The sequence below is a fragment of the Allobosea sp. genome, from assembly GCF_017308015.1.
Taxonomy (GTDB): domain Bacteria; phylum Pseudomonadota; class Alphaproteobacteria; order Rhizobiales; family Beijerinckiaceae; genus Allobosea.
The window spans coordinates 99,446-122,815 of the sequence record NZ_JAFKFW010000011.1; the positions used below are offsets into that span (position 1 = coordinate 99,446).

Consider the following 23,370-nt stretch of genomic DNA (forward strand, 5'->3'; position numbering starts at 1 on the left):
CCTTTCAGCGGCGATCGTCATAGAAGGCCAGCAATTCGCCGCTTTGCGCGAGGCCGTTATAGGCCTCGTAATCGGCCAGGCTGTCGATCTCCAGCCAGCCGCGGTTGAAGAAGCCCGGACGCACCTCGATTCCTGCGTTGATCATCGCCTGGATGAAGGACGTCATGAACATGTTCGCCTTGTCCCGGCCGTCATGCGGGCCGACGGGGTCGAGCTTGTCGTAGAGATCGACGATGCCGCGCTGGGCATCGGCCCTGAGCTTTATCAGGCCAATGTACTGGCCTTCAATGTCGGCGTAGCTCTGGGGCTTGCGGCCGAGCTCGACCAGTTCGCCGGCCGGTCCGATCTTGAGTGTCTCCGCATCCGAGAGCGGATCGTCCATGCGCAGGCTCCACAGGTCGCGCCAGCCCCGGTCGACCGCCACGGCGACGGGGGCATCGACCGCAAGCAGCGCGGCCAGGACCGTGCGCTGGTAGACGATGTCGCCATAGCAGATCAGGAGGTCGCGCGATCCGTCGAGAAGATGACGTGCGCAGAAGAGCGACGACACCATGTTGGTGCGCTCATAGTCCGGATTCAGGACCTTCTTCAGACCCGGAAGCTGGATCCGATCCTCAAGATGCCCGGCCACGATCGAGATGTCGTCGACCCCCTCCGCGGCGAGCGTCCGCAACTGACGCGACAGCAGGCTCTCCCCGGCCAGGGGCGTCAGGCATTTGGGAGCGGTGTCGGTGAGCGGCCTCAGCCGGGAGCCGAAGCCGGCGGCGAGGATGACGGCACGCGGTGAGGTCATCGGAGGTCCTTCATCAAGGCGATCAGGCTGGCCGCGGCGCGCTCGCCGACATGGGCTTGTTCATAGAGGAAATCGGGTACGACGGCCGCAATGGCCTCCGGAGGCGGGGGCACCTCGATCGCCGTGAGGATCGCCTGCATCGCATCGCCAAGATTGCAGGCTGCGATGGCGCCGAGCCGCGCGCGCAGCGCGATTTCGACCGGTTCGGACGCGATCTCCTGCCAATCCGGGTTCAGCACCTTCTTGGGCAGGTCGACGAAGACCGTCGGCCGGTGCCGCAATGCGGCGTATTCGAAGGCGATGCCGGAATAGTCGGTCACCAGCACATCCGCGCTCAGCATCGCGGTCTGGACGATATCGGTCGAGGTTTCCAGGACGAAGCGGGGGTTGCCGGCCGCGGCTTCCAGCGTTGCGGCCAGTTCCGGCTCCTGCTTGAGGAAGAAGCTCGGATGTGGTCGCAGCGTGACCTGCAGGCTTTCCGCCAAGAGCCCGGCCACGAGCTGCGGACCCATACTGCGCAGCAGATTGGCCTCGCCCCAGGAGGGTGCCAGAAGCACATGCCGTTGGGGCTTGGAGGGGCCAGCCGCCTTGAGCACATCGGCGAGCGGGTCCATCTTTCCGTAGCCGACATCCACGGACAGCCCCGGCGCCAGGCCATGGCGCGCACGGATCAGTTCCCACTCGCGGGTATGATGCGGGCCGGCCGCAAACAGCACGTCGTAATCGTCGAACGCATCGCCCGGATAGATCATGTGCAGGCTGACCAGCGAATGCGGCATGTGAACGAACCGCCGCAGCGACGGCCCGAAGAACGCCCTGGGAATGCCGCTCGACGCGGTGACGACTAGTCGCATCCGGAGCTTGTGTAGCTCTTCGATATTCGAGGTCTCGATCAGCGAAACCCCAAGCGCAGCATAGCGGTCCTTGAGCGCCTGCGGCGCCGCGCCCGGCCCGCCCGAGAGCACCAGCCGCAGCTTGAGCCCGCGGGCGAGGCAGGCCGCGATCGTGCTGCGGACCCAGATCTCGTCGATCCAGCTCGATGCGTAGAAATCGACATCGACGCCATGGCCCGGCCTTCCGAAGAAGCGGCGCATCGCTTGCAGGAGGCGGCGTTCCACGATCCGTGCCTGTCAGATCTTTCTCATCACGTAGAATTCGCGCAGGCCGGATTCCGTCTTCTTGAAGACGCCGTCCCACGAGAACAGGTCGCGCACGGTTTCCATCGCCGCGTAGAAATCGGCCTGGCCGGGATCGGCCGCATGGGTTTCGAACAGGAGCAGCCCGTCCGGCGCGAGATAGGAGTGCATCCGCTCCATATGGTCCCGGATCGACACCCGGTAATTCTCGTCGTCGGTCCAGTGCGTCGCGAAGGACAGAACGACGGTGAACGGTTCCTTGGCCGCGTATTCTTGAATGCGGACGGCCTCCAGGGAGACGAGGCTCCCGACATTGAGATGGTCCGCGCAGAGACGGCCGATCTCGATCATATAGGGGTTGATGTCGATGCCATGGGCGCGGCACCCGGTCCGATAAGCCGCCATCAGCGCGATGAAGCCGCAGGAGCACCCGATGTCGAGGACGTTGTCCTTCTCGCTGATGAACTTCCTCAGCTCGTATTCGTCGAAGCGCGGATCGGCGAGCCGGTCCCCGAACACGTTCAGGAGCCCGAGGCCCTGATAGGGATAGCCGTTGAAATAGGTATAGCTCTTGTATTCCTGCGCTTGCCGGCGAAGCGTGTCGTTGATCGCGGCGTTGAGGCCGCGCAGGCGCACGACGGGATCGCGGTCGTTCAGTCCGCGATCATCGGCATAGATCGCGTTCATGAGCTCGCGGCTCAGCGCGACCATCTTGACGCCGAAATCGTTCAGGCGCGACGAGAGCTTGAGCGCGAGAGGCCAGCGGCGCTGGTCTGCTGAAAAATAGCGGCGGACGAAAACCGGGATCATGGTGCTTCTTGAACCTTAATGTCGTGCGGGTCGAGCGAGCGAGACCTGCAGGGGATGCCGTATCAGAAAATCGTCATCGCCGCCCGGGGGCACGACCTCGAAGTCGAGCGCATGCGCCAGCACGTCGTACCGGGCCTCCTGAGCTGCAGCCGAGCCGTGCTTGTCGACATCGTAGACGGAAAACGACACGAAATAGCGGCCGCGGGTCAGGACTTGCGCCGGCGTCTCGAAGCGGATGCTGCGGCGTTCGCCGGCCACCAGAGTGAAGCGGTCCACGTCGTTCTCGATCCTGCCCACCCGCCGTCCGGCCGCGGTCCAGAGCGTGATCACATAGCGGCAGATATAGTCGCCGTCTTCTTCCGCCACGATCGAGAGGCCGACCTTCAGCGGCTCGCCGGGCCGGAACTTGTTCGTCGGTCCCAGTTCGTTCTCCAGGCTCAGGCTGTCGATCTTGACCCCCTTCTTGCCCGGCCAGCGGTAGACGTGGCGGCCGTCGCCAAGCCGTGTCTTCATCTCGTCGGAGGAGGCCGGCGGCTCGAAGCGCGATTGCGGGTCCTCGCTGCTGATGCCCAGTCGCGACAGTCGCTCCAGATAGACTTCATAGGCGTCGATCACCTCGAGCGCCGGCCCGTCCATGACGAGGCGTCCGCGATCCAGCCAGATCACGCGATCGCAGAACTCCAGGATCTGCTGCATCGAATGTGACACGATCAGCATCGTGGCGCCGCGCTCGACGAAGCCCTTCATCCGGGCGGCGGATTTATGCGTGAAATAGACGTCGCCCGCGCCGAGGATCTCGTCGATGATCAGGATATCGGGGTCGACCGCCGTGGCGACCGCGAATTGCAGCCTCGAGCCCATGCCGAGCGAATAGGTCTTGAGCGGCTGGTCGAGATGGTCGCCGAGCTCGCAGAAATCGATGATCTCGTCGACGACGCGGAGCATCTCGCTCTCCGGCAGCCCGTTATAGGCGAGGGCGGCATGGATGTTCTCCCGCCCCGTCATCTCGTTCGAGAAGCCGATCCCGGTCTGCATGAGGCTGTGGACGGTTCCGTTCCGCTCGATCGTGCCGCGGCTCGGCTTGAAATTGTCGGTGACGAGCTTCAGGAGGCTCGTCTTGCCAGCGCCGTTGCGGCCGATGACGCCGACGCGCTCCCCCTTGCTGACCGAGAAGCTGATATCGGCGAGGGCGTCGAAGGAAGGAAATTGCGGCCGCAGCGCACGCGGCACCAGCCGATAGAATCCGAAAGCGTCCAGCGCCCGCTGCCCCGGCGTCTCGTAGAGCGGGAACGTCTTGCCGACATTCGAGAAGCGCAAGGCCGGGCTTGCGTCAGGCATAGTCGTAGAATGCCAGCTTGGCGCGCTGGAACAGCCAGAAACCGCCCGAGAACGACAGGATCGACGAGAGGACCATGGCCGTCGCGAGCTTGCCCGTCGGAAGGGCGCCGCGCACGAGGATCTCCTGATAGGACAGGACGAAATAGGCCAGCGGATTGAGATAGGTCAGCAGCGCCAGCCGCGGCGGGACCATTTCCAGCACGTAGCCGATCGGCGTCACGATCAGCAGGATGATCACGAGATACTGGATGAGATGCTGGATGTCCCGCAGCACCAGGGTCACCAGCGCCAGCACCCAGACGATGCCGCAGGTGAACATGAACTGGAGCAGCATGACGACGGGAAGCGCGAGGACGCTGGTGTCGGCCGATCCGTAGAGCATCGCACCCAGAGCAATCACCAGCCCTCCGACGAGAAGGGGCGGAAGCGTGACGATCACTGCCCTGACCGGAAGAAGTTCCGGCGGGAAGACGGTGCTGGTCAGCATCTGCTTGTTGCGGATCACCGAGACCGAGCCGCCGGCCAGAGCCCCCGCGAAGGAGAGAAAGGCGATCAGCCCTGCCGAGACATGGGCGATGTAGTCCGCGGTGGTCAGTCCGGGGACGCGAACCTGGAAGATATAGGCGTAGGTCAGAGTGTAGATGGCGAGCAGCAGAAGCGGCGCCAGGATCACCCAGGCCAGCCCGAGCACCGATCCCGCATACATCATGCGCAGCTCGATCAGCGACGTCGTGGTCAGGATCGCCCGGTGCCGGAAGACCAGTTGCCACGGCGCCAGCAGGAAATCTCCGACTTTACGGGCAAGTGTCATGAACCTGCGCCTTCAAGCCGCGACGCCGAAGCGCTGGCCCCAGCGCCCGAAGCAGATGATACGCCAGAGTGCGAAGGAGAACGGCACCCGGCCGTCGAGCATGTCGCGGGCATAACGCCGGACCTGATCAGCGTTGAAGATCGTCGGATAGGCCTCGACCGTCTCGTCGGCGGCGGCGAGGATGCGCTCGCGCAAGGGGCCCTTGAACCAGACCTCTTCGGGGGTCGGGAAGCCGAGCTTGTCCTGCCGGTTTGTGACCTTCGAGGGAAGGATCGGCTCCATCGCGCGGCGCAGGATCGCCTTCGTCTCACCATCGACGAGCTTGTGCGCTTCGCCGAGGCCGATGGTCAGCTCCGCCAGCCGGTAGTCGAGGAACGGTACGCGCGCCTCGATCGCATGGGCCATCGAATTGCGATCCTCGAAATGCAAGAGCATCGGGACGCTCGTCGTGGTCAGTTGATGGGCACAGAGCGCGCCGAGCGGCGAGGCATCGGCCGTCCTGGGCACGCGGAGAGATCCCAGCAGATCGCCCTCGTTCGCGGCGGTGAAGCCGGTGTTGAGCCAGGCCGGCGCGGGCGAGCGGCCCGTCAGCCTCAGGATCGGCGTGAACCAGCCGCGCGGCAGCAGGCTGGCGAGCACGAGCCCGGTCAGCCTTTCCATCGAGGTCCCATGCCGGCGGCGGATGGCCTTGATCTCGTTGACGAAGCGCTGAAGGCGCAGCTTCTTGAGATGGCCCGCGAGAGCGGCGCCGAACATCGGATGGTAGCCCGCGAGCTGCTCGTCGGCCCCCTGGCCGTCGAGCATGACCGTCACCCCGGCCTTGTGGGCCTCCGCGAAGACGGACCATTGGGCGAAGATCGAGGTCGAGCCGAAGGGCTCGTCCTGATGCCAGATCATCGCATCGATCGCCGCCCAGAGATCCTCGGCGCTCGGCGAGACGATATGGCTGGTCGTGCCGCACTGCTCGTTGACCGCCTTGGCATAGGTCCATTCGTCGAGGCCGGGCGTATCAAAGGCGCAGGTGAAGCTATGCTGCTGCGCATTCGGATCGTCCGCGATCAACTCGCTCATCAGGCAGACGATCGTCGATGAATCGAGGCCGCCCGACAGGCAGGTCCCGACCGGAACGTCCGCCCTGAGGCGCAAACGCACCGAGTCGCGCATGAGGTCGAGGAAGCGGGCCGACGCCTCCTCCATCGGCAGCGCAAGCGAGTCCGGCCGCGGCAGCTCGTACCAGCGGCGGGGGGCGGGAACGCCGCCGGGCCGCCAGGCCGCGAGGTCGATCGAGAGATATTCTCCGCCGCGCAGTTGCTGGACGCCCGAGAACATCGTCTCCCGCCGATGGTCGAACACGCCGGAGACGAGGAAGTCCCAGGCGCCGCGCTCGTCGCGCCGGGCCTGGAAACCTTCGACGGCGGTGAACTGCTTGATCTCGGAGGCGAAGGCGATGCCCTTGGGGGAGGCCCAGTAGTACAGTGGCTTCACGCCGAAGCGGTCGCGCGCGATGAACAGCCGCTGCGCCTGCTTGTCGAAAAGCACGAAGGCGAACATGCCGTTGCATCGGGAGAGGCAGGCCTCTCCCCATTGGGCATAGGCCGCGAGCAGGACCTCCGTATCGGTCTTGGTGCGGATGCTGCGCCCAAGCGCGGTCAATTCGTCGCGCAATTCGCGGTAATTGTAGATCTCGCCGTTGAAGACGATGACGTAGCGGTCGTCATAGGTCATCGGCTGGAGGCCGCTGGCATCGGGGGCGATGATGGCGAGGCGGCGATGCCCGAGCGCGAGCGGGCCAGCCTGCGTCGCGATCTCTTCCCAGCCGTCGCCGTCAGGGCCTCGGTGAGCCACGAGGTCGATCGCCCGCTTGTCGGGAGACAGGCCAAGCGAGGCCCAGATTCCGCACATCGTCCTGTTCCGCTTGCTTTTCCGCCGCCGCAGCGACGAAGGCGCCGCGCAGTCGGCAGCTTCTATACGGTGCGTCCGCGCTCTTCAAGCGAAGCCGGCTAGGCCGTCAGGGCGTCCGCGATCTCCATCATGCGTCGCTCTTCGTGCTCCCAGCTCAATTCCCGGGCGGCGGCGAGCGCGCGGCGCTTGTGCTCCTCCACGGCGGACCGGTCCAGTCCGTTGACGACCGTGGCGATGTCGGTGGCGGAGAGGCCTGGGATCAGGCGGCCCTGGCCATAATGAGCGACCACCGCCGCCATTTCCGGGAGATCCGAGACGCAGACGCAAAGCCCGGCCATCGTGTATTCGAATAGCTTGTTGGGCAGGACGTAGCGGTTCTGGTGCGAATGCGGCGAGAGGACGAAGATGCCGATGTCGTGCGTCGATGCAGCCTGAACCAGGTCCGTGAACGGTACGGGCGGATCGAAATGGACCCGCTGCGCCACGTTGCCGGCCTCGGCGAGGCGGCGAAGTTCGGCGAGATAGGCGTCGCTGCCCGGCCCGCGGATCGTCAGCTCGAACGCGTCGCGCCAGAGCGTGACGGAGCCGATCAGGGCCTCCAGCCCGCGGTTCGGCATCACCAGCCCATGATAGAGCACCTTGATGCGCTCGCCGCACGGGCGGAACGGCACCTCCTCGTAGCGCGGCACGTTGCGGACCACCACAGGGCGGCGCGCCAGCCCGTAGACGGCCGCCAGCCTGTCGGCGATGCCATCGGAAACGCAGGTAATCTCCGCCGCCCGGGCGATGCCGGCCGCTTCGATCTTGCTGACCAGCGGGCGCATGAAGGTCCGCCATTTCCAGTTCTCGGGAAACTCGTCCGAGGCGAATTCATGCGTGTCGTAGATGAAAGGGGTGCGATCCCTCTCGGTCAGCCGTGTCGCGAGAGGCAGCATGGTCCAGTCGTTCGCCAGCCAGAGATCCGGGCGATAGGGCTCGGCGAGCTCCAGAATGGCACCGTAGTTTTCCGGGAGATTCCAGAAGACGGCCTCCGGCGCCCACGGTTGCACCTGCAGGCGGCCGAGGCGCACGAGCCGCCGCAGCCGGCTTCGGAACGAACGGTCGTGGGATGGCAGATGCGCTTCCAGCAGCTCGCCCGCCGGCGGCGCGGCACGCCCACCCGTGGCGCCGAAAGCGAGAACACGCCAGCCGGCCTTGCTGAAAGCCTCCACCTGCCGGCGAACCCGTGGGTCGTCGGCAATGGCCGTGTGGGTCAGGATACCGACCGAGCGGCGGCGGTCCCTGGCTGTCATCGCCCGCCCTCGATCTGCGCGAGAACGCTATCGATCGCTGCGGCACGCGCCGCCCATGAATGGTAAGCAAGTGCCTCGGTCGCGCCGCGTTCACCCATTGCTGCCGCGGCTGATGGATCAGCGGCCAGGCGTGCGACGGTTTCCGCCAGCGCCGCCGGGTCTTGCGGGGGAATGACCAGCCCGCAATCGGTGGAGCGCACCAGCTCCGCCTGTCCCTTCAGGTCGCTGGCGATGACGGCGACGCCGCAGGCCATCGATTCGAACAGCTTGAGTGGCATGACGCCGTAATCGGAGCGCCCCTCGGGATTCTCGATCGTGACGAGGCTGGCCAGCGCTCCCCGGTACAGCGGCGGGATGGCGTCCTGCTCTTGCCTGCCGAGATAGGTGAGCCGGTCCGACCGGGCGGCCTTGACGGCGGGAGCCTCGACGCCGTCACCGGCGATGACGAGGCGGACGCCGTCGGGCCATGATGGATGATCGATCGCCGCGAGCATCGTCTGGATGCCGTGCCAGCGCACCAGTCCGCCGACGAACACGACATAGGGGTGATCGAAGGAGGCTTTCGGGCCCTGCGGATTGAACAGCGCAGTATCGGCGGCATTCGTCACGACCGAAACCCGGTCATGCCCGGCATGATCGCTGGCCCATCGGGCGAGTGCTTCCGTCACGGCGAAAAGATGATCCGCCTTCTTGTGCTGGATGCGATCGAGCCAGGCGAAAACCGGATAAAGCCGCCGCAGTGCCGGATAGGTGACGACGATATCGCGCGTGGTGCCGTTGATCTCGTGGACGACGGTCTTGCCGAGAAGCCGCAGGATGAGCGCGGCCGGCGCCGCCATGCAATGCCCTCTCACGAAGACGACGCGGTAACGTGCAGCCCTCATCAGCAGGGAGGCCTGCGCGGCGAGCTGCGACATGAGCCGAACCGGGAACGAGGCGCGGCCGGAGGCGCCGCTCTTCGCGGCGGTAAAGAGAGAGACGTTCCAGCCGAGCGCTCTCAGTTCGCCGATGATGGCGTGGACATGCGTATGCGCGGCCTGGCCGGGTCGCGGGTTTTCCAGCGCCAGATAAGCAAGACGCTTCTGCCGGCTCATGCCACCGCGGCCGACGGTGCGGCCAGAGCCTCCAGAACCTGTGCGATGATGTAATCCTGCGTCTCTTCGTCGAGATAGGGATGCATCGGCAGGGCAACGACTTCCTGCGCGGCGCTCTCCGAGATCGGCAGGCCGTTCCCGGCTACGGGATAATGTTTGTAGGCGGTCTGCAGGTGCAGCGGCTTCGGGTAATAGACAGTCGTCGGCACACCCTTGGCCTTCAGCGCCGCCTGGAAGGCGTCGCGGCGATCGGCATCGACGCGGATCGTGTACTGGGCCCAGGTCGAGACGCAGTCCGCCATGACGTGGGGTGTGATCACGACGTCCTTGAGGGCGGCGGTGTAGCGGGCCGCCACGACCTGCCGCTTCTCGATCTCCTCGGCATAGACCTTGAGCTTCTCGATCAGAACGGCGGCCTGGATGGTGTCTAATCGCGAATTCACGCCGACGCGGACATTGTCGTACTTGTACGAGCCCTTGCCGTGGAAGCGCAGCGACATCAGCAGTGCCGCATGCTCGTCGCTGTCGGTCAGGATCGCGCCGCCGTCGCCATAGCAGCCGAGCGGCTTGGCCGGGAAGAAGCTGGTCGTGACGAAATCGCCGATTGCGCCTGCGACGCGGCCCTTGTAGCGGGCGCCGTAGCCCTGCGCGGAATCCGAGATCAGGACGAGGCCGTTCTGCTTGCAGAAGGCCTCGATCGGCTCGTAGTCGCAGGCCTGGCCGAAGAGATCGACGCTGATCAGGGCGCGCGGGTTGAGCTTGTGCTGCTTCGCCGTCTCGAGGGCGGCGCCGAGGCTCTTCGGGTCGATATTGTAGGTCGCTTCGTCGATCTCGGCGAAGACGGGTGTAGCGCCCATCCAGGCGACGACCTCGGCAGTCGCTGCGAAGGTGAAACTTGGGCAGATCACCGCGTCGCCGGGGCCGATGCCGAGCGCTTCGAGCACGAGGATCAGCGCATCGGTGCCGTTGGCGACTCCGATCGCATGTTTCGCACCGCAGAAAGCGGCGAGCTCGGTCTCGAACTGCTGGACCTGCTGGCCGAGGATGTAGTTGCCATCATGGACGACCTTGAGGATCGCCTCGTCCATCGCCTTGCCGATGTACTGGCGCTGGGCCTTGAGGTCGATGAACTCGATCACGGGACGCTCGCTCATCAGGCAATCTCCTCAAGCTGCTCCGGTGCGGTTTCCCGGTAGCGCGTTCCGGTCAGTGGGCAGGTCAGGTCGGGCCCGAGCCTCTCGCCGGCCTTGCTCATCCAGCCGATCCGGCGCGCCGGCACCCCGGCCATCAGAGCATAGTCCGGCACATTCTTGGTCACCACCGCGCCGGCGGCAATGAAGCAATACGCGCCGAGCGTGTGCCCGCAGACGATGGTCGCGTTCGCCCCGATGCTCGCGCCGCGCTTCACCAGCGTGCGGCGGAACTCTGCCTTGCGGTTCATGAAGGCGCGCGGATTGTTGACATTGGTGAAGACGCAGGACGGGCCGCAGAACACGTCCGCCTCCAGCTCGACACCGTCATAGAGTGCGACGTTGTTCTGGATCTTGCAGCCGTCGCCGATGGTTACCCGCGGCCCGGCCATCACGTTCTGGCCAAGCACGCAGTCGCGGCCGATCGTGGTCTGGCCGAGCACATGCACGAAGTGCCAGATCTTGGTGCCGGTGCCGAGCGTCGCGCCCTCGTCGACATAGGCGCTCTCATGCACGAGCGCGCCCGGGAAACGCGGATCTTCCCGCATCTGGGACGCGCCGGCCATCGTCAGCCCTTGAGGTATTTGGCGACGAAGGGATGCGTCTCGCCGTGCGTCACGACAGGCGCGTTGCGGAACTGCGAGACGACCTCGATCGAGAAGCGGACATCCTCGAGGCCATAGCCCTTGCCGGCGAGGATCTCCTCGTAGCTGCGGGTATGCAGGTCGGTGAATCCTTCGGAGAACTCGACCTCTTCGCCATCCACCGTGATCGAGCGATAGGTCGTCTTCTGGCCCTTGACGCTGTCGGGCAGGTCGTTGGCATCGACGGAGAGGAACCAGCGCACATCGGCTTTCTCATAGGAGAGCAGGCCGCCGGCCCGCTCGGCCTCGCGCAGGCTCGCGCTCTGCGACTGCAGCGGGCCGAAGACATAGGCCAGCATGTCGAAGAAATGCACGCCGATATTGGTGGCGACGCCGCCGGACTTGGCATCGTCGCCTTTCCAGGAGGCATGGTACCAGCGCCCGCGCGAGGTGATGTAGGTCAGGTCGACCGAATGGCGCTCGTTGGAGGTGGCGATGCGCTCCTTGAGCGCCTGGATCGCCGGGTGCAGGCGCAACTGCAGGATGGTGTTGACCTTGCGGCCCGAGTCGCGCTCGATCTCGATCAGCCCGTCGATGTTCCAGGGGTTGAGGACGAGCGGCTTCTCGCAGATCACGTCGCTACCGGCGCGCAGGCCGAAGCGGATATGGGCGTCGTGCAGGTAGTTCGGCGAGCAGATCGAGACATAGTCGATGCGTTCGTCGCGGCGGCGCAACTTGTCGACATGGCGGTCGAAGCGTTCGAACTCGGTGAAGAAATGCGCCTGCGGGAAGTGGCTGTCGATGATCCCCACGGAATCGTTGGGATCGAAGGCGACCTTGAGATTGCCGCCCACGGCCTTGATGGCCTTCATATGGCGCGGCGCGATATAGCCGGCGGCACCGATCAGCGCGAATGACGTCATGGCATGTTCTCTGGCGTTTCCTGAGGCGTTCCGGCTCAGGCCTTGACGATATTGTCGCCGGTCAGGCCGGCCTTGGCGCAGGCGTTGCGCGTATCGACCACAAGATGGGCCGCAGCGACCAGCGCCTTGTAGTCGACCGCGTCATGGTCCGTCGCGATCAGCACGGCGTCATAGCTCTTGATCGTCTCCGGAGAAAGCGCAATCGAGGCGCGGCCGGTCAGGTTCGCATGTTCGCGGGTCGGCGGGATCACTGGCACATGCGGGTCGTGATAGTCGGCCCTGGCGCCGCGCTCCTCCAGCAATTCGATCAGGCGCAGCGAGGGGCTTTCGCGCATGTCGTCGATGTTCTTCTTGTAGGCGATGCCCATCACCAGGATTTTCGCCTTGTTCAAGCCGCGGCCCTGCTGGCGGTCGAGCGCCTCGGCAATGCGGTCCACCACCCAGTGCGGCATGGCCGTGTTGATCTGTCCCGCGAGTTCGATAAAGCGGGTTGTGACGTCGAACTCGCGCGCCTTCCAGGTCAGGTAGAACGGGTCGATCGGGATGCAGTGCCCGCCGAGGCCGGGGCCCGGATAGAACGGCATGAAGCCGAAGGGCTTGGTCTTGGCGGCATCGATCACCTCCCAGACATCGATACCCATCTTGCCGTAGATGACCTTGAGCTCGTTCACGAGCGCGATATTGACGGCGCGGAAAATGTTCTCGGTCAGCTTGACGGCCTCGGCGGTCGCCGAGGAGGAGACCGGTACTGTCTTGACCACGAGGGCGGCATAGACTGCGTTGGCCAGCTTCAGGGCATCAGCCCCGTCACCACCGACGACCTTCGGGATGGTCGAGGTGCCGAAATGCGGATTGCCGGGGTCCTCGCGCTCGGGCGAGAAGGCGAGGTAGAAATCGACGCCGCTTTTCAGGCCGGTCTTCTCGAAGATGGGGCGCATGATCTCGTCGGTCGTGCCCGGCCAGGTCGTCGATTCCAGCACGACGAGATGGCCCTTGCGCAGGCGCGGTGCGATCGCACGTGCCGTCGCCTCGACATAGCTCAGATCGGGCTCGCGATGCTTGGTCAGCGGTGTCGGCACGGCGATGATGATGGCGTCGACGTCGCGAAGCTCGTCGAAATCGGTCGTCGCCCGGAAACGGTCCTCCTTGATCGCGGCAGCGATGGCCTCGGTCGGGATATGCTTGATGAAGCTCTCGCCGCGATTGATTTGCGCGACGCGCTTGGCATCGATGTCGAAGCCCACGACCGGGAAACCGGCCTTGCAGGCGGTCAGCGCCAGCGGGATACCGACATAGCCGAGGCCGATGATGCCGATGCGATAGTCCTTGTCAGCGATCTGCGTGAGCTGATCGCTCAGCGTCGCGGACCTGTCGGAAACGGACGACGTCGGCGAGGAAGACATGACCGGCTTTCTGCGTGGGAAGGCGCGCTGGATGCGGTAAGCAAAGATATGGGTGGCTTTGCAACTGCCTTAGAAAGATGTCAACCAGCCTACGCAGCGAGCGTGGCGAAGCAACGTGGCAGTGTCGAAAAAAGCTGTGGTCGCTATGCGAGCGAAAGCCGGGTTCCGGTCTCTGCTCGGCCCGAAACCCGGTACGCATTGTTGAAGACGGCGAAGCGATATCGAGCTGGAGACGCCGTGTGACTACCACCGCGATCCACGGGCGGGCCGGAGAGGCCGGCATCCGCGACGATTGCAGGTGCTCTCCCAGACGCGCCCATTGCCGTCGATGCAGCGATTCTGGTTGCAGTCGAAGCCTCCGCCGCCATAACCTCCGCCTCCATAGCCTCCGCCGCCCCATTGACGCTGCGGTGGGGGGGCGCCGTAGGCGGGACCACCGATCCGGCCGACAGGGCCGCCGATCGGGCGGCAGCCGTAGCGGTCACAGGTCGACTGCGTATAGACGCCGGTTCGGGGATCGATGCAGCTCGCGGCCGTGCACTGCAGTTGGACCTCGGTAATGTCAGAGCCGATGGGCATCCCCGCTAGTGGCAGCGCATTGGCCTGTGATGCCCAAAGCGCGAATGCGGCGAGGGCGACGTTCCGCAAGAAAGATCGCATAGACAAGACTCCTTCGACATCGAAGATACGCGCGTGATTCTGAACGGTTCCCTGCTGAACAGCGAGAACGGCTCATATATGGTCTGTCGTTGCCCCCGGAGCATACTTGCTGGCCGGTCGACAGCTATGATGGTGCATGCCTTGCTCGGCTGAAGATCGCAGAGCAGGTTTGCTGCGAGAGGTCTGTATGAGTTTCCGCAATATCCACGCTCACGGCCTCGTCCGCATCGCCGGCGCCGCGCCGCGGTTGAAGGTCGCCGATCCGGCTTTCAACGTGGCCGAGACCATTGCCCTGTTGCGGCGGGCGGAGGAGGGGGGAGCCTCGCTCTGCCTGTTCCCGGAGCTCGGCATCAGCGCCTATGCCATCGACGACCTGCTGCAGCAGAACGCCCTGCTCGACGCGGTGAAGGAGGCGCTGGCGCGACTGGTCGCCGAAAGCCGGAGTCTGCGCTGCGTCGCGGTGGTCGGGGCGCCCTTGCGGGTCGAGGGGCGGCTGTTCAACTGCGCCGTCGCGATCCATCGCGGCCGCATCGTCGCTGCTGTCCCTAAGACCTATCTGCCGAACTATCGCGAGTTCTACGAGCGCCGGCAATTCGCTTCCGGCGAACGAGCCGGCGCACTCTATATCGATCTGTGCGGGCAGGAGGTGCCGTTCGGCACCGACATCCTGCTGACGGCGACCGATATTCCCGATCTCACCGTCCATATGGAGATCTGCGAGGATGTCTGGACCCCGATCCCGCCCTCGTCCTATGCCGCGCTCGCCGGCGCGACCCTGCTGCTCAATCTCTCGGCTTCGAACGTCACCATCGGCAAGTCGGACTGGCGCCACGCGCTCTGCAAGGCTCATTCGGGCCGCTGCATCGCGGCCTATGCCTATTCTGCCGCCGGTACGGGAGAGTCGACCACGGATCTCGCCTGGGATGGGCAGGCGATGATCTACGAGAACGGCGTGCTGCTCGCCGAAGCCGAACGCTTCGCCGCCGAGCCGCAGCTCATCCTCGCCGATGTCGATCTCGAACGGCTGGCGATGGATCGCATCCGCCAGAACACCTTCGGCGACAGCGCCGATCTCAATCGCGACAGGCTCGGCTTCCGCCGCATCGCCTTCGCGCTGGAGCCGGATCGTGACAGCGATCTCGGCCTCGCCCGCGAGGTCGATCGCTTCCCCTTCGTGCCCAATGACGACGCAAGGCTGAACGAGCTCTGCTTCGAGGCCTACAACATCCAGTCACATGGCCTGCGCAAGCGGCTGGAGAGCACGCGGCTCGACAAGGTGGTGATCGGCATCTCCGGCGGTCTCGATTCGACGCAGGCCCTGATCGTCGCGGCCCACACCTTCGACGCGCTGGGGCTCCCGCGCAAAAACATCCTCGCCTATACGCTGCCGGCCTTCGCGACGAGCAAGGACACCAAGGACAATGCCTGGCGGCTGATGCGGGCGCTCGGCGTCAGCGCCGAGGAGATCGACATGACCCCGGCCTGCCGGCAGATGCTGATCGATATCGGCCATCCCTTCGCCAAGGGCGAGCCCGTCTACGACATCACCTTCGAGAACGTGCAGGCCGGTGCGCGCACCTCGGTGCTGTTCCGCCTCGCCAACCGCCACAATGCGCTGGTCATGGGCACTGGCGATCTCTCGGAGCTGGCACTCGGCTGGTGCACTTATGGCGTCGGCGATCACATGTCGCATTACAACGTCAACGGCTCCGTGCCGAAGACGCTGATCCAGCATCTGATCCGCTGGGTCGCCCAGTCCGGTCGTTTCGGGGCGGAGGCGTCGGACGTGATGCTCGACATCCTCGCGACCGAGATCTCGCCGGAACTGGTGCCGGGCGACGGCGACAAGCCGGCCCAGAAGACCGAGGATTTCGTCGGCCCCTACGCGCTGCAGGATTTCAACCTGTTCTACACGACGCGCTACGGCTTCCGGCCGAGCAAGATCGCCTTCCTCTCCGAGCACGCCTGGCGCGATGCCGCGGCCGGTGACTGGCCGCCCAACATGGAGGCGGGCAAGCGCGTCGCCTATGACCTGCCGGTGATCAAGCGCTGGCTCGGCGTCTTCATCCGCCGCTTCTTCGAGACCAGCCAGTTCAAGCGCTCGGCCGTGCCGAACGGCCCGAAGGTCTCCTCCGGCGGTTCGCTCTCGCCACGCGGCGACTGGCGCGCGCCGAGCGACGCCTCCGCCGCGCCCTGGCTCGAGGACTGGGAACGCATCCCCGATTGAGGGCAGGCCGGGTGTGCTGCTGGCCCTCGTTGCCGCCGGCGGGGCCTTGTCGCCTTCTGCGTGAACGTATTACCGTAGCCGCGTTCTCAGGGCGGGGCGGAATTCCCCACCGGCGGTATGCGGCCTTGGCCGCGAGCCCGCGAGCGCCCTCCTTGCGGAGGGGTCAGCAGACCAGGTGCGAGGCCTGGGCCGACGGTCATAGTCCGGATGAAAGAGAACGTGTCCGCCGTCCGCGCCTTCCGGCGCGGCGCTGGCTCGTGATCGCCTTGGGTGACGTGTCTGTCGCGAAAGGAGATCACCATGACACTCGCCCGCTACGCTTTCATCAAAGCCGCCTGGCACGCCGATATCGTCGATCAGGCGCTCAAAGGCTTTTGTGAGGTTATTCCCGCCGATCAGGTTGATGTATTCGACGTGCCCGGCGCCTTCGAGATGCCATTGCTGGCCCGCGATCTTGCAACCACGGGCCGCTATGCAGCCGTCATTGCAGCCGCCCTCGTCGTGGACGGCGGCATTTATCGCCACGAATTCGTGGCGCAGGCCGTGGTCGATGGCTTGATGCGCGCCGGCCTGGACTCGGGTGTGCCGATCCTGTCGGTCTCGCTGACTCCGCATCATTATCGCGAGGGTGTGCATCAGGGCGAGATTTACCGGGCGCATTTCGTGACGAAGGGGCGCGAGGCTGCCGAGGCCGCGCTGATGATCCTGCGCACGCGCGCTCGCCTTGCCGCCTGATCCAGGTCGAGAGGGCACGCACCAAGCGGTCAGCTTGCCAGGGATTCAGTTGTTTTCACTGACAAGGGGCCCGCGGCTTGTGCCGCGGGCTGATCGTTTCGGGTTTCGGGTACCGGCGGTTCGGCCGTTCGGTCTCAGGCGATGCCGAGCAGGCGGATCAGGCCGAGGCTGACGGCCGTCAGGGCGATCAGGGACAGGGTCACGGCGGCGGTGACCCGCCCGCCGGCGCGGGCGACGACGCGGACATCCACCCCCAGCCCCAGCGCCGCCATCGAGATGATGGTGAGCACGGTCGCGGTCTTGGCGATGGGGGCAAGCGCGACCTCCGGGATGAGGCCGTGGCTGCGCACTGCTGCCATGCCCAGGAAGGCGATGATGAACCAGGGCACGAGCTTGTTGACTGCAATGCGACGCGACGCCGGCTTGGCGCCGCCCGTGCCGCCTTCCTGTTCCTCCCGCAAACGGTGTCCCAGGATGGAGAGCGCGAGCACGACGGGGCCGAGCATGAGGACGCGGACGAGCTTGACGAGCGTGCCGATCTGGACGCTCGCCGCCGCGACAGGGGCCGTCGCGGCGAGGACCTGCGGCACGGCATAGACCGTAAGCCCCGCGAGAACGCCGTACTGGATCTCGCTCAGGCGCAGGAGCGGCACGAGAAGCGGCAGCCCGAGCACGACCAGCACGCCCAGCACCGCCGTGAAGGCGATCGAAGCGGCCACGTCCTTGCCGTCTGCGCCGATCACCGGCGCCACGGCGGCGATGGCGGAGTTGCCGCAGATCGAATTGCCGCAGGCGACGAGGACCGCCATGCGCTTCGGCAAGCCGAGCGCCCGGCCCAGAAGGAAGCTGATGACGAGCGCCATCGCGACCACCACCGCAATTCCGGCGAGCAGGGCCGGCCCGGCGGCGACGATCATCGCTACGTTCAGGGATGCGCCGAGCAGCACGATGGCGATTTCCAGCACCATCTTCGCGGAGAAGGCGATGCCCGGGCGCCAGAGATCGGAGGGCGTCCAGACAGTGCGGATGGCAGTGCCGATCAGGATCGCCAGCACCAGCGCCTCGAGCCAGGCGCGGCCGGTGGCCAGGGCTTCGAGATGCTCGAGGGCGAAGGCCAGCCCGCTGATCGCGGCACAGAGAACCAATCCGGGCAGAATTCGAACCATTCCCCGGAAGGCGGAACGGAACGGCGCGGGCAGGGGGGCGGTGGTGGGCATGTCGGCCATGGCAGAACCTTCTTCTCCCCTGTCCTAGTCGGAGAAGAATCATGCTGTCTATCGCATTGTTCCGATCGCTCTGTTCTATCAGGCCGAATGATTCATGGCCCTTCTCGGCTTGCCGGGAGTGTCGCGTTTCCGATCAGGGGGCGTCGAAACAAAAAACCCGCGGCTTGCGCCGCGGGCTGGTTGTTCCAGGCTCCGGAAGACTCAGGCCGCGATCGCGGCCGGGTCCTTCTTCTCCCACTCCTCGCCCCAGATCATCACGGCATGGCCGGGCGAGACCTCGCGATACTGGCGCACCGGCGGAACGTAATCGGCCGGGCGGACGGGGCTCTTGATCTCGTCGTTCGAGACCGGGCGCTTCTGCAGGCGCCGGGCCGGATCGGCGATCGGCACCGCTGCGAGCAGGCGCTTGGTGTAGGGGTGCTGCGGGTTCTGGAAGATCGACTCGCGCGGGCCGATCTCGACGATCTCGCCGAGATACATCACCGCGACGCGATGGCTGACGCGCTCCACCACTGCCATGTCGTGCGAGATGAAGAGATAGCCCAGGCCCATGCGGGCCTGCAGGTCCAGCATCAGGTTGACCACCTGCGCCTTCACCGAGACGTCGAGCGCCGAGACCGCTTCGTCGGCCACGATCAGGCGCGGCTCGACCGCGAGCGCGCGCGCGATGCAGATGCGCTGGCGCTGGCCGCCCGAGAATTCGTGCGGGAAGCGGTTGGCCATGTCGGGCGACAGGCCGACGCGCTTCAGGAGGTCGGCGACCTTGTCGCGCGCTTCCGAGCGGCTGGCGAGATTGTTGATCAGGAGCGGCTCGGCCACAGCCGTACCGACGTTCATGCGCGGGTTCAGCGAGGCGAACGGGTCCTGGAAGATCATCTGCATGCGCTTGCGCTGTTCGCGCAGGTCATGCTGGTTGAGCTTCAGCACGTCGACGCCGTCGAGCAGCACCGAGCCCGCGAGCGGCTCGATCAGGCGCATCACCGAGCGGCCGGTCGTCGACTTGCCGCAGCCGGATTCGCCGACCAGCGCCAGCGTCTCGCCGGCCATCAGGCTGAAGGAGACGTTCTCGACCGCGTGCACCCGGCCCTTGACCGAGGAGAGCAGGCCCGAGCGGATCTCGAAGCGCGTGGTCAGGCCGGCGACCTCGAGCACTGGCCGCTCGGCCGCTTTGACGGTATCCGGAACCTCGACCGGCACGTCGGACTCGCCGGTATTGCGGTCGACCACCGGGAAACGCATCGGGCGCGCCTTGCCGATCATCGAGCCGAGCCGCGGCACGGCCGAGATCAACGCCTTGGTGTAGGGCTTCTTCGGGCTGCGGAAGATGTCCTCGGTCGCGCCGGTCTCGACCTCGTCGCCGTTGTACATGACGACCGTGCGGTCGGCGATCTCGGCAACGACGCCCATGTCGTGGGTGATGAAGAGGACGGACATGCCCTCCTCGTCCTGCAGCGTCTTGATCAGCTCGAGGGTCTGCGCCTGGATGGTCACGTCGAGCGCGGTGGTCGGCTCGTCGGCGATGAGGAGCTTCGGCTTGCAGGCCAGGGCCATCGCGATCATCACGCGCTGGCGCATGCCGCCCGAGAAGCGGTGCGGATACTCGTGGAAGCGGGACTTTGCCGCGGGGATGCGGACCTTCTCAAGCAGGCGGATCGTTTCCGCCTCGGCTTCCGAACGCGACAGGCCGCGATGCAGGATCAGGGCTTCCGCGATCTGGAAGCCGATGGTCAGCACCGGGTTCAGCGAGGTCATCGGCTCCTGGAAGATCATCGCGATCTCGTTGCCGCGGATATGGCGCATCTCCGCATCCGGCAGCGTCAGCAGCTCCTTGCCGTTGAGCTTGATCGAACCCTCGATCTTGCTCGACTGCGGTGGGGTCAGGCGCATGATCGACAGCGCGGTCACGCTCTTGCCGGAGCCGGATTCGCCGACGACCGCCAGCGTCTCCTTCGGCTTGATGTCGAAGGAAAGGTTGCGGACGACCGATTTCCACTGCCCTTCCACGCGGAAGGAGGTGGTGAGGTTCGAGACGGTCAGGATCGGTGAGCTCATGTCAGGCCCTTCGCTGGATTAGATGACACGACGCGGGTCGAGCGCATCGCGCAGGCCGTCGCCGATGAAGTTGATCGAGAGCACGGTAAGGAAAATTGCGGCGCCTGGGAACAGGGCCCAGTGCGGTGCGGTGTCGAGCTGGTCCTTGGCGTCGAACAGCAGGCGCCCCCAGGTCGGGATGTCCGGCGGGAAGCCGAGCCCGAGGAAGGAGAGCGTCGATTCGGCGATGATCGCCGAGGACACCTCGATCGTCGAGGCGACGATGACGGGCCCCAGCGCGTTCGGCAGGATATGCCGCATCATCTGGCGGAACTTGGTCGCGCCCTGGGCGCGGGCCGCCTCGACGAATTCCTTTTCGCGCAGCGACAGGAACTGCGCGCGCACCAGCCGCGCGACCGGCATCCAGCGCAGGCCGCCGATGACGATGACGATCAGCACGAAGACGCCGCCCTCGACGCCGAACACGGCTTTGAGCTGCTCGCGGAACAGATAGATGATCAGCAGCAGCAGCGGGAGCTGCGGGAGCGACAGGAACAGGTCCGTCACCCACATCAGGATCGGATCGGCGTATTTGCGCGACATGCCCGCAAGCGCGCCGATCAGGACGCCGACGATCGTCGCCACCACCATCGCGGCGAGGCCGACGGCGAGCGAGATGCGCCCGCCATACATCATCCGCGCCAGGATATCCTGGCCGAGATCGTCGGTGCCGAGCGGATGAGCCCAGGATGGCCCCTGGAGCTGCGCCGAGAAGTCGATTTCGTTGATCGCCACGGGCCAGAGCCAGGGGCCGATGATGACCCCGAGGATGAGCAGGCCGAGCACGACCGTGCTCGCCATGGCCAGGCGGTGGCGACGGAAGCGCCGCCAGGTTTCGCGCGCCGGCGAGACCGCCGCTTTGGCCACGACGGCGCCTCCGGCCGGATTAGCCGAAGGAGATGCGAGGGTCGAGCCAGCCATAAAGAAGGTCCGCGATGAGATTGAAAAGAACGACCAGGCAGGAGAACACGAACGTCACGGCCATGATCACCGGGGTGTCGTTGGCGAGGATCGCGTCGATCAGCAGCGATCCGATACCCGGAATACGGAAGATCTGCTCGGTGACGATGGCGCCTCCGAACACGGCCGGCATCTGCAGCGCGACCAGCGTCACGACCGGAATCAGCGCATTGCGCGTGATGTGCCGGAGCGTGACCTTGCGCTCGCTGAGGCCCTTGGCGCGCGCCGTGGTGACGTAGTCGAGCCGGATGACGTCGAGCACGGCCGAGCGGACATACCGCGTGTAGGAGGCCGCCTGGAACAGGCCGAGCACCATGATCGGCATGATCGCCTGGCGGAACATCTCCCAGTACCAGCGCCAGCCCGTCGCTGCGATGTCGGAGCGATAGACGAAGGGGAACCAGTCGAGCGTGACCGAGAAGATCAGGATGAAGAGCAGGCCGGTGAAGAAGGTCGGCAGCGAGAAGCCGACGAAGGCGAGCGTGTTGGCGATCTGGTCGAAGACCGAATAGGGCCGCGTCGCCGCGAAGATGCCGACAGGCAGCGCGACGCACAGCGCCAGGATCTGCGAGGAGCCGACGACGAAGAGGGTGGTCGGGACCCGCTGCAGGATCAGGTCGTCGACATTGATGCGGCTGGCGAAGGAGAAGCCCCAGTCGCCCTGAGCCATGTTCGACAGCCAGCGCAGGTAGCGCACCATGATGGGGTCGTTGAGGCCGAAGCTGGCGCGCAGTGCCTCGCGTACCTCGGGCGGAACGTTCGGATTCGTCGCCATTTCCGAAAACGGATCGCCCGGTGCGAGCGCCAGGATCGTGAACAGGATGACGCTGATGCCGAGCAAACTTGGAATGGCGATCAACAGCCGCCGGATGAGATATGTCGCCATGAAGTGGTCTCTGTACGCACGGCAGGGCCGCGGACTGTTTTGATGGCGGTCGGCCCGCCCTGTGGCTGACGAAGCCGCAGGCGCGGGCCGACGCGTTTTCTCCCGTCACGGCAGGGCCGCCGTGACGGGAAAGCGGGCGGTTAGCTGCGATACCAGGCCGCGATGTTCCAGCTATCGACGTCCCAGCCGCTGTGGTCATGCGACAGGTTGTTCAGCGAAGCCGCCACACGGGTGCGCGACAGGATCGGCAGGATGACGTTGGCCTCGCAGAAGATCTCGTTGACCTTGATCAGCAGCGCGGCGCGCTTGGCCGGATCGAGCTCCTTCTGCGCGGCCTTGTAGGCCTTGTCGGCCTCCGGGTCGGAGTAGCGCGAGACGTTGCGGCCCAGCCACTTGTTCTCCTTGGTCGCGACCTCCCAGGAGACGAACTGGTTGAGGAAGCGCTCCGGATCGGGCTGCGTCTGCGTCGTCGTGTACATCTCGATGTCGCAGTACAGCTTGGTGTAGGTGTCGGGGTTGGCAACGTCCGACGAGAAGAACACCGAAGCGGTGACCGACTTCAGTTCCAGGTCGATGCCGGCGCGCTGGCACGCCTGCTTGATGATGGCCTGGGTCTTCTGGCGGGGGGCGTTGATCGAGGTCTGGTAGACGTATTTGAGCTTCTTGCCGTCCTTCTCGCGAATGCCGTCCGAGCCCTTCTTCCAGCCGGCGTCGTCGAGGATCTTGTTGGCCTTGTCGATGTTGAACTCGTACTTGAGCTTGGTCGACTTGAACTGCTTGGGTTCGTTGACGAAGCTCGCGGTCGCGGTGCCGCCGCGGCCATAGATGAACTTCTGGATCGAATCGCGGTCGATCAGCAGGTTGATCGCCTGGCGCACGGCCGGGTCGCTGAGCGTCGGGTGCTTGGTCTTGACGCTCGAGCGTTCGCCATCGACCTCGGTCCACGGGTCCGTCGTGTTCAGGATGATGAACTCGATATCGCCCGAGGGAACGGCGCTGATCTTGCCGCGTCCGCCGGTCTCCATGCGCTTGAGGACCTCGTCCTCGACCTGCAGGTTCCAGGCGTAGTCGTATTCGCCGGTCTGCAGGACGGCGCGCGCCGCCGAGACCGCGTCACCGCCGCCCTTCACCTCGATCGTGTCGAAATGCGGCTGGATCTTGACGTGGTAATCCTCGTTGCGGGTGCCGGTCAGGATGTCGCCCGGCTTGAAGTCCGCGAACTTGTAGGGGCCGGTACCGACGGGCTTCAGGTTGGCCGGAGCCTCGCGCGACTTCGCGCCCTTGTACTCGCCGAAATGGTGCTTCGGGA

19 protein-coding genes and 1 riboswitch are annotated in these 23,370 nt (G+C 65.5%); of the genes, 2 read left to right on the forward strand and 17 right to left on the reverse strand.

Annotated features, from left to right (window positions below; translation table 11 throughout):
* Positions 1-4 precede the first annotated feature (4 nt).
* The 12 genes from J0I42_RS11605 to J0I42_RS11660 all read right to left on the reverse strand — a co-directional run bounded on the left by J0I42_RS11605 (position 5) and on the right by J0I42_RS11660 (position 13,276).
* Entirely contained in the window at positions 5-793 is a 789-nt protein-coding gene (locus J0I42_RS11605; protein ID WP_291654990.1) for a phosphocholine cytidylyltransferase family protein, read from the reverse strand.
* Positions 790-1,911, reverse strand: coding sequence for a CDP-glycerol glycerophosphotransferase family protein (locus tag J0I42_RS11610; RefSeq protein WP_291654991.1), 1,122 nt, complete (start codon positions 1,909-1,911; stop codon positions 790-792). The genes J0I42_RS11605 and J0I42_RS11610 overlap by 4 nt, the downstream gene beginning before the upstream one ends.
* A gap of 12 nt (positions 1,912-1,923) precedes the next feature.
* On the reverse strand, positions 1,924-2,739 hold the full coding sequence (locus J0I42_RS11615; protein WP_291654992.1) for a class I SAM-dependent methyltransferase: 816 nt from the start codon (positions 2,737-2,739) through the stop codon (positions 1,924-1,926).
* Between the two features lie 15 nt (positions 2,740-2,754).
* A complete protein-coding gene (locus tag J0I42_RS11620) occupies positions 2,755-4,077 on the reverse strand; it encodes an ABC transporter ATP-binding protein (RefSeq protein ID WP_291654993.1) in 1,323 nt (440 codons plus the stop codon).
* Positions 4,070-4,888, reverse strand: coding sequence for an ABC transporter permease (locus J0I42_RS11625; protein ID WP_291654994.1), 819 nt, complete (start codon positions 4,886-4,888; stop codon positions 4,070-4,072). Before J0I42_RS11625 ends, J0I42_RS11620 begins: the two co-directional genes overlap by 8 nt.
* A 12-nt stretch (positions 4,889-4,900) precedes the next feature.
* Positions 4,901-6,790 (reverse strand): asparagine synthase (glutamine-hydrolyzing), encoded by a 1,890-nt coding sequence (gene asnB / locus J0I42_RS11630; protein ID WP_291654995.1) that lies wholly within the window; start codon positions 6,788-6,790, stop codon positions 4,901-4,903.
* Between the two features lie 98 nt (positions 6,791-6,888).
* Positions 6,889-8,082: a glycosyltransferase gene (locus J0I42_RS11635; protein WP_291654996.1), complete on the reverse strand. Its 1,194-nt coding sequence runs from the start codon at positions 8,080-8,082 to the stop codon at positions 6,889-6,891.
* Complete coding sequence (locus J0I42_RS11640; RefSeq protein ID WP_291654997.1) at positions 8,079-9,176, reverse strand: glycosyltransferase family 4 protein; 1,098 nt, start codon at positions 9,174-9,176, stop codon at positions 8,079-8,081. Before J0I42_RS11640 ends, J0I42_RS11635 begins: the two co-directional genes overlap by 4 nt.
* A complete protein-coding gene (locus J0I42_RS11645; RefSeq protein ID WP_291654998.1) occupies positions 9,173-10,330 on the reverse strand; it encodes a DegT/DnrJ/EryC1/StrS family aminotransferase in 1,158 nt (385 codons plus the stop codon). Before J0I42_RS11645 ends, J0I42_RS11640 begins: the two co-directional genes overlap by 4 nt.
* Entirely contained in the window at positions 10,330-10,932 is a 603-nt protein-coding gene (locus J0I42_RS11650; protein WP_291654999.1) for an acyltransferase, read from the reverse strand. Before J0I42_RS11650 ends, J0I42_RS11645 begins: the two co-directional genes overlap by 1 nt.
* Before the next feature lie 2 nt (positions 10,933-10,934).
* Positions 10,935-11,873, reverse strand: coding sequence for a Gfo/Idh/MocA family oxidoreductase (locus J0I42_RS11655; RefSeq protein WP_291655000.1), 939 nt, complete (start codon positions 11,871-11,873; stop codon positions 10,935-10,937).
* A gap of 35 nt (positions 11,874-11,908) precedes the next feature.
* Positions 11,909-13,276 carry a nucleotide sugar dehydrogenase gene (locus J0I42_RS11660; protein ID WP_291655001.1) on the reverse strand — a complete coding sequence of 456 codons (1,368 nt, stop codon included), beginning with the start codon at positions 13,274-13,276 and terminating at the stop codon, positions 11,909-11,911.
* A gap of 847 nt (positions 13,277-14,123) precedes the next feature.
* Here J0I42_RS11660 and J0I42_RS11665 point away from each other — a divergent pair.
* Both J0I42_RS11665 and J0I42_RS11670 read left to right on the forward strand, forming a co-directional pair.
* Positions 14,124-16,163 (forward strand): NAD(+) synthase, encoded by a 2,040-nt coding sequence (locus J0I42_RS11665; RefSeq protein ID WP_291655002.1) that lies wholly within the window; start codon positions 14,124-14,126, stop codon positions 16,161-16,163.
* 78 nt (positions 16,164-16,241) lie between these two features.
* Positions 16,242-16,386: riboswitch (FMN riboswitch) on the forward strand.
* 77 nt (positions 16,387-16,463) lie between these two features.
* Positions 16,464-16,898: a 6,7-dimethyl-8-ribityllumazine synthase gene (locus tag J0I42_RS11670; RefSeq protein ID WP_291655003.1), complete on the forward strand. Its 435-nt coding sequence runs from the start codon at positions 16,464-16,466 to the stop codon at positions 16,896-16,898.
* Positions 16,899-17,032: 134 nt separating this feature from the next.
* On the opposite strand, the gene J0I42_RS11675 is transcribed toward J0I42_RS11670, so the two are convergent.
* From J0I42_RS11675 to J0I42_RS11695, 5 genes are all read right to left on the reverse strand, one after another.
* On the reverse strand, positions 17,033-18,124 hold the full coding sequence (locus J0I42_RS11675; RefSeq protein ID WP_465247676.1) for a YeiH family protein: 1,092 nt from the start codon (positions 18,122-18,124) through the stop codon (positions 17,033-17,035).
* Between the two features lie 201 nt (positions 18,125-18,325).
* Positions 18,326-20,176, reverse strand: a complete 1,851-nt coding sequence (locus J0I42_RS11680; protein WP_291655004.1) for an ABC transporter ATP-binding protein — start codon at positions 20,174-20,176, stop codon at positions 18,326-18,328.
* An 18-nt stretch (positions 20,177-20,194) separates the two neighbouring features.
* Positions 20,195-21,136, reverse strand: a complete 942-nt coding sequence (locus J0I42_RS11685) for an ABC transporter permease (RefSeq protein ID WP_291655005.1) — start codon at positions 21,134-21,136, stop codon at positions 20,195-20,197.
* On the reverse strand, positions 21,102-22,061 hold the full coding sequence (locus J0I42_RS11690) for an ABC transporter permease (RefSeq protein WP_291655006.1): 960 nt from the start codon (positions 22,059-22,061) through the stop codon (positions 21,102-21,104). Before J0I42_RS11690 ends, J0I42_RS11685 begins: the two co-directional genes overlap by 35 nt.
* A 140-nt stretch (positions 22,062-22,201) precedes the next feature.
* A partial coding sequence (locus tag J0I42_RS11695) for a peptide ABC transporter substrate-binding protein (RefSeq protein WP_291655007.1) occupies positions 22,202-23,370 on the reverse strand: 1,169 nt, incomplete at its 5' end.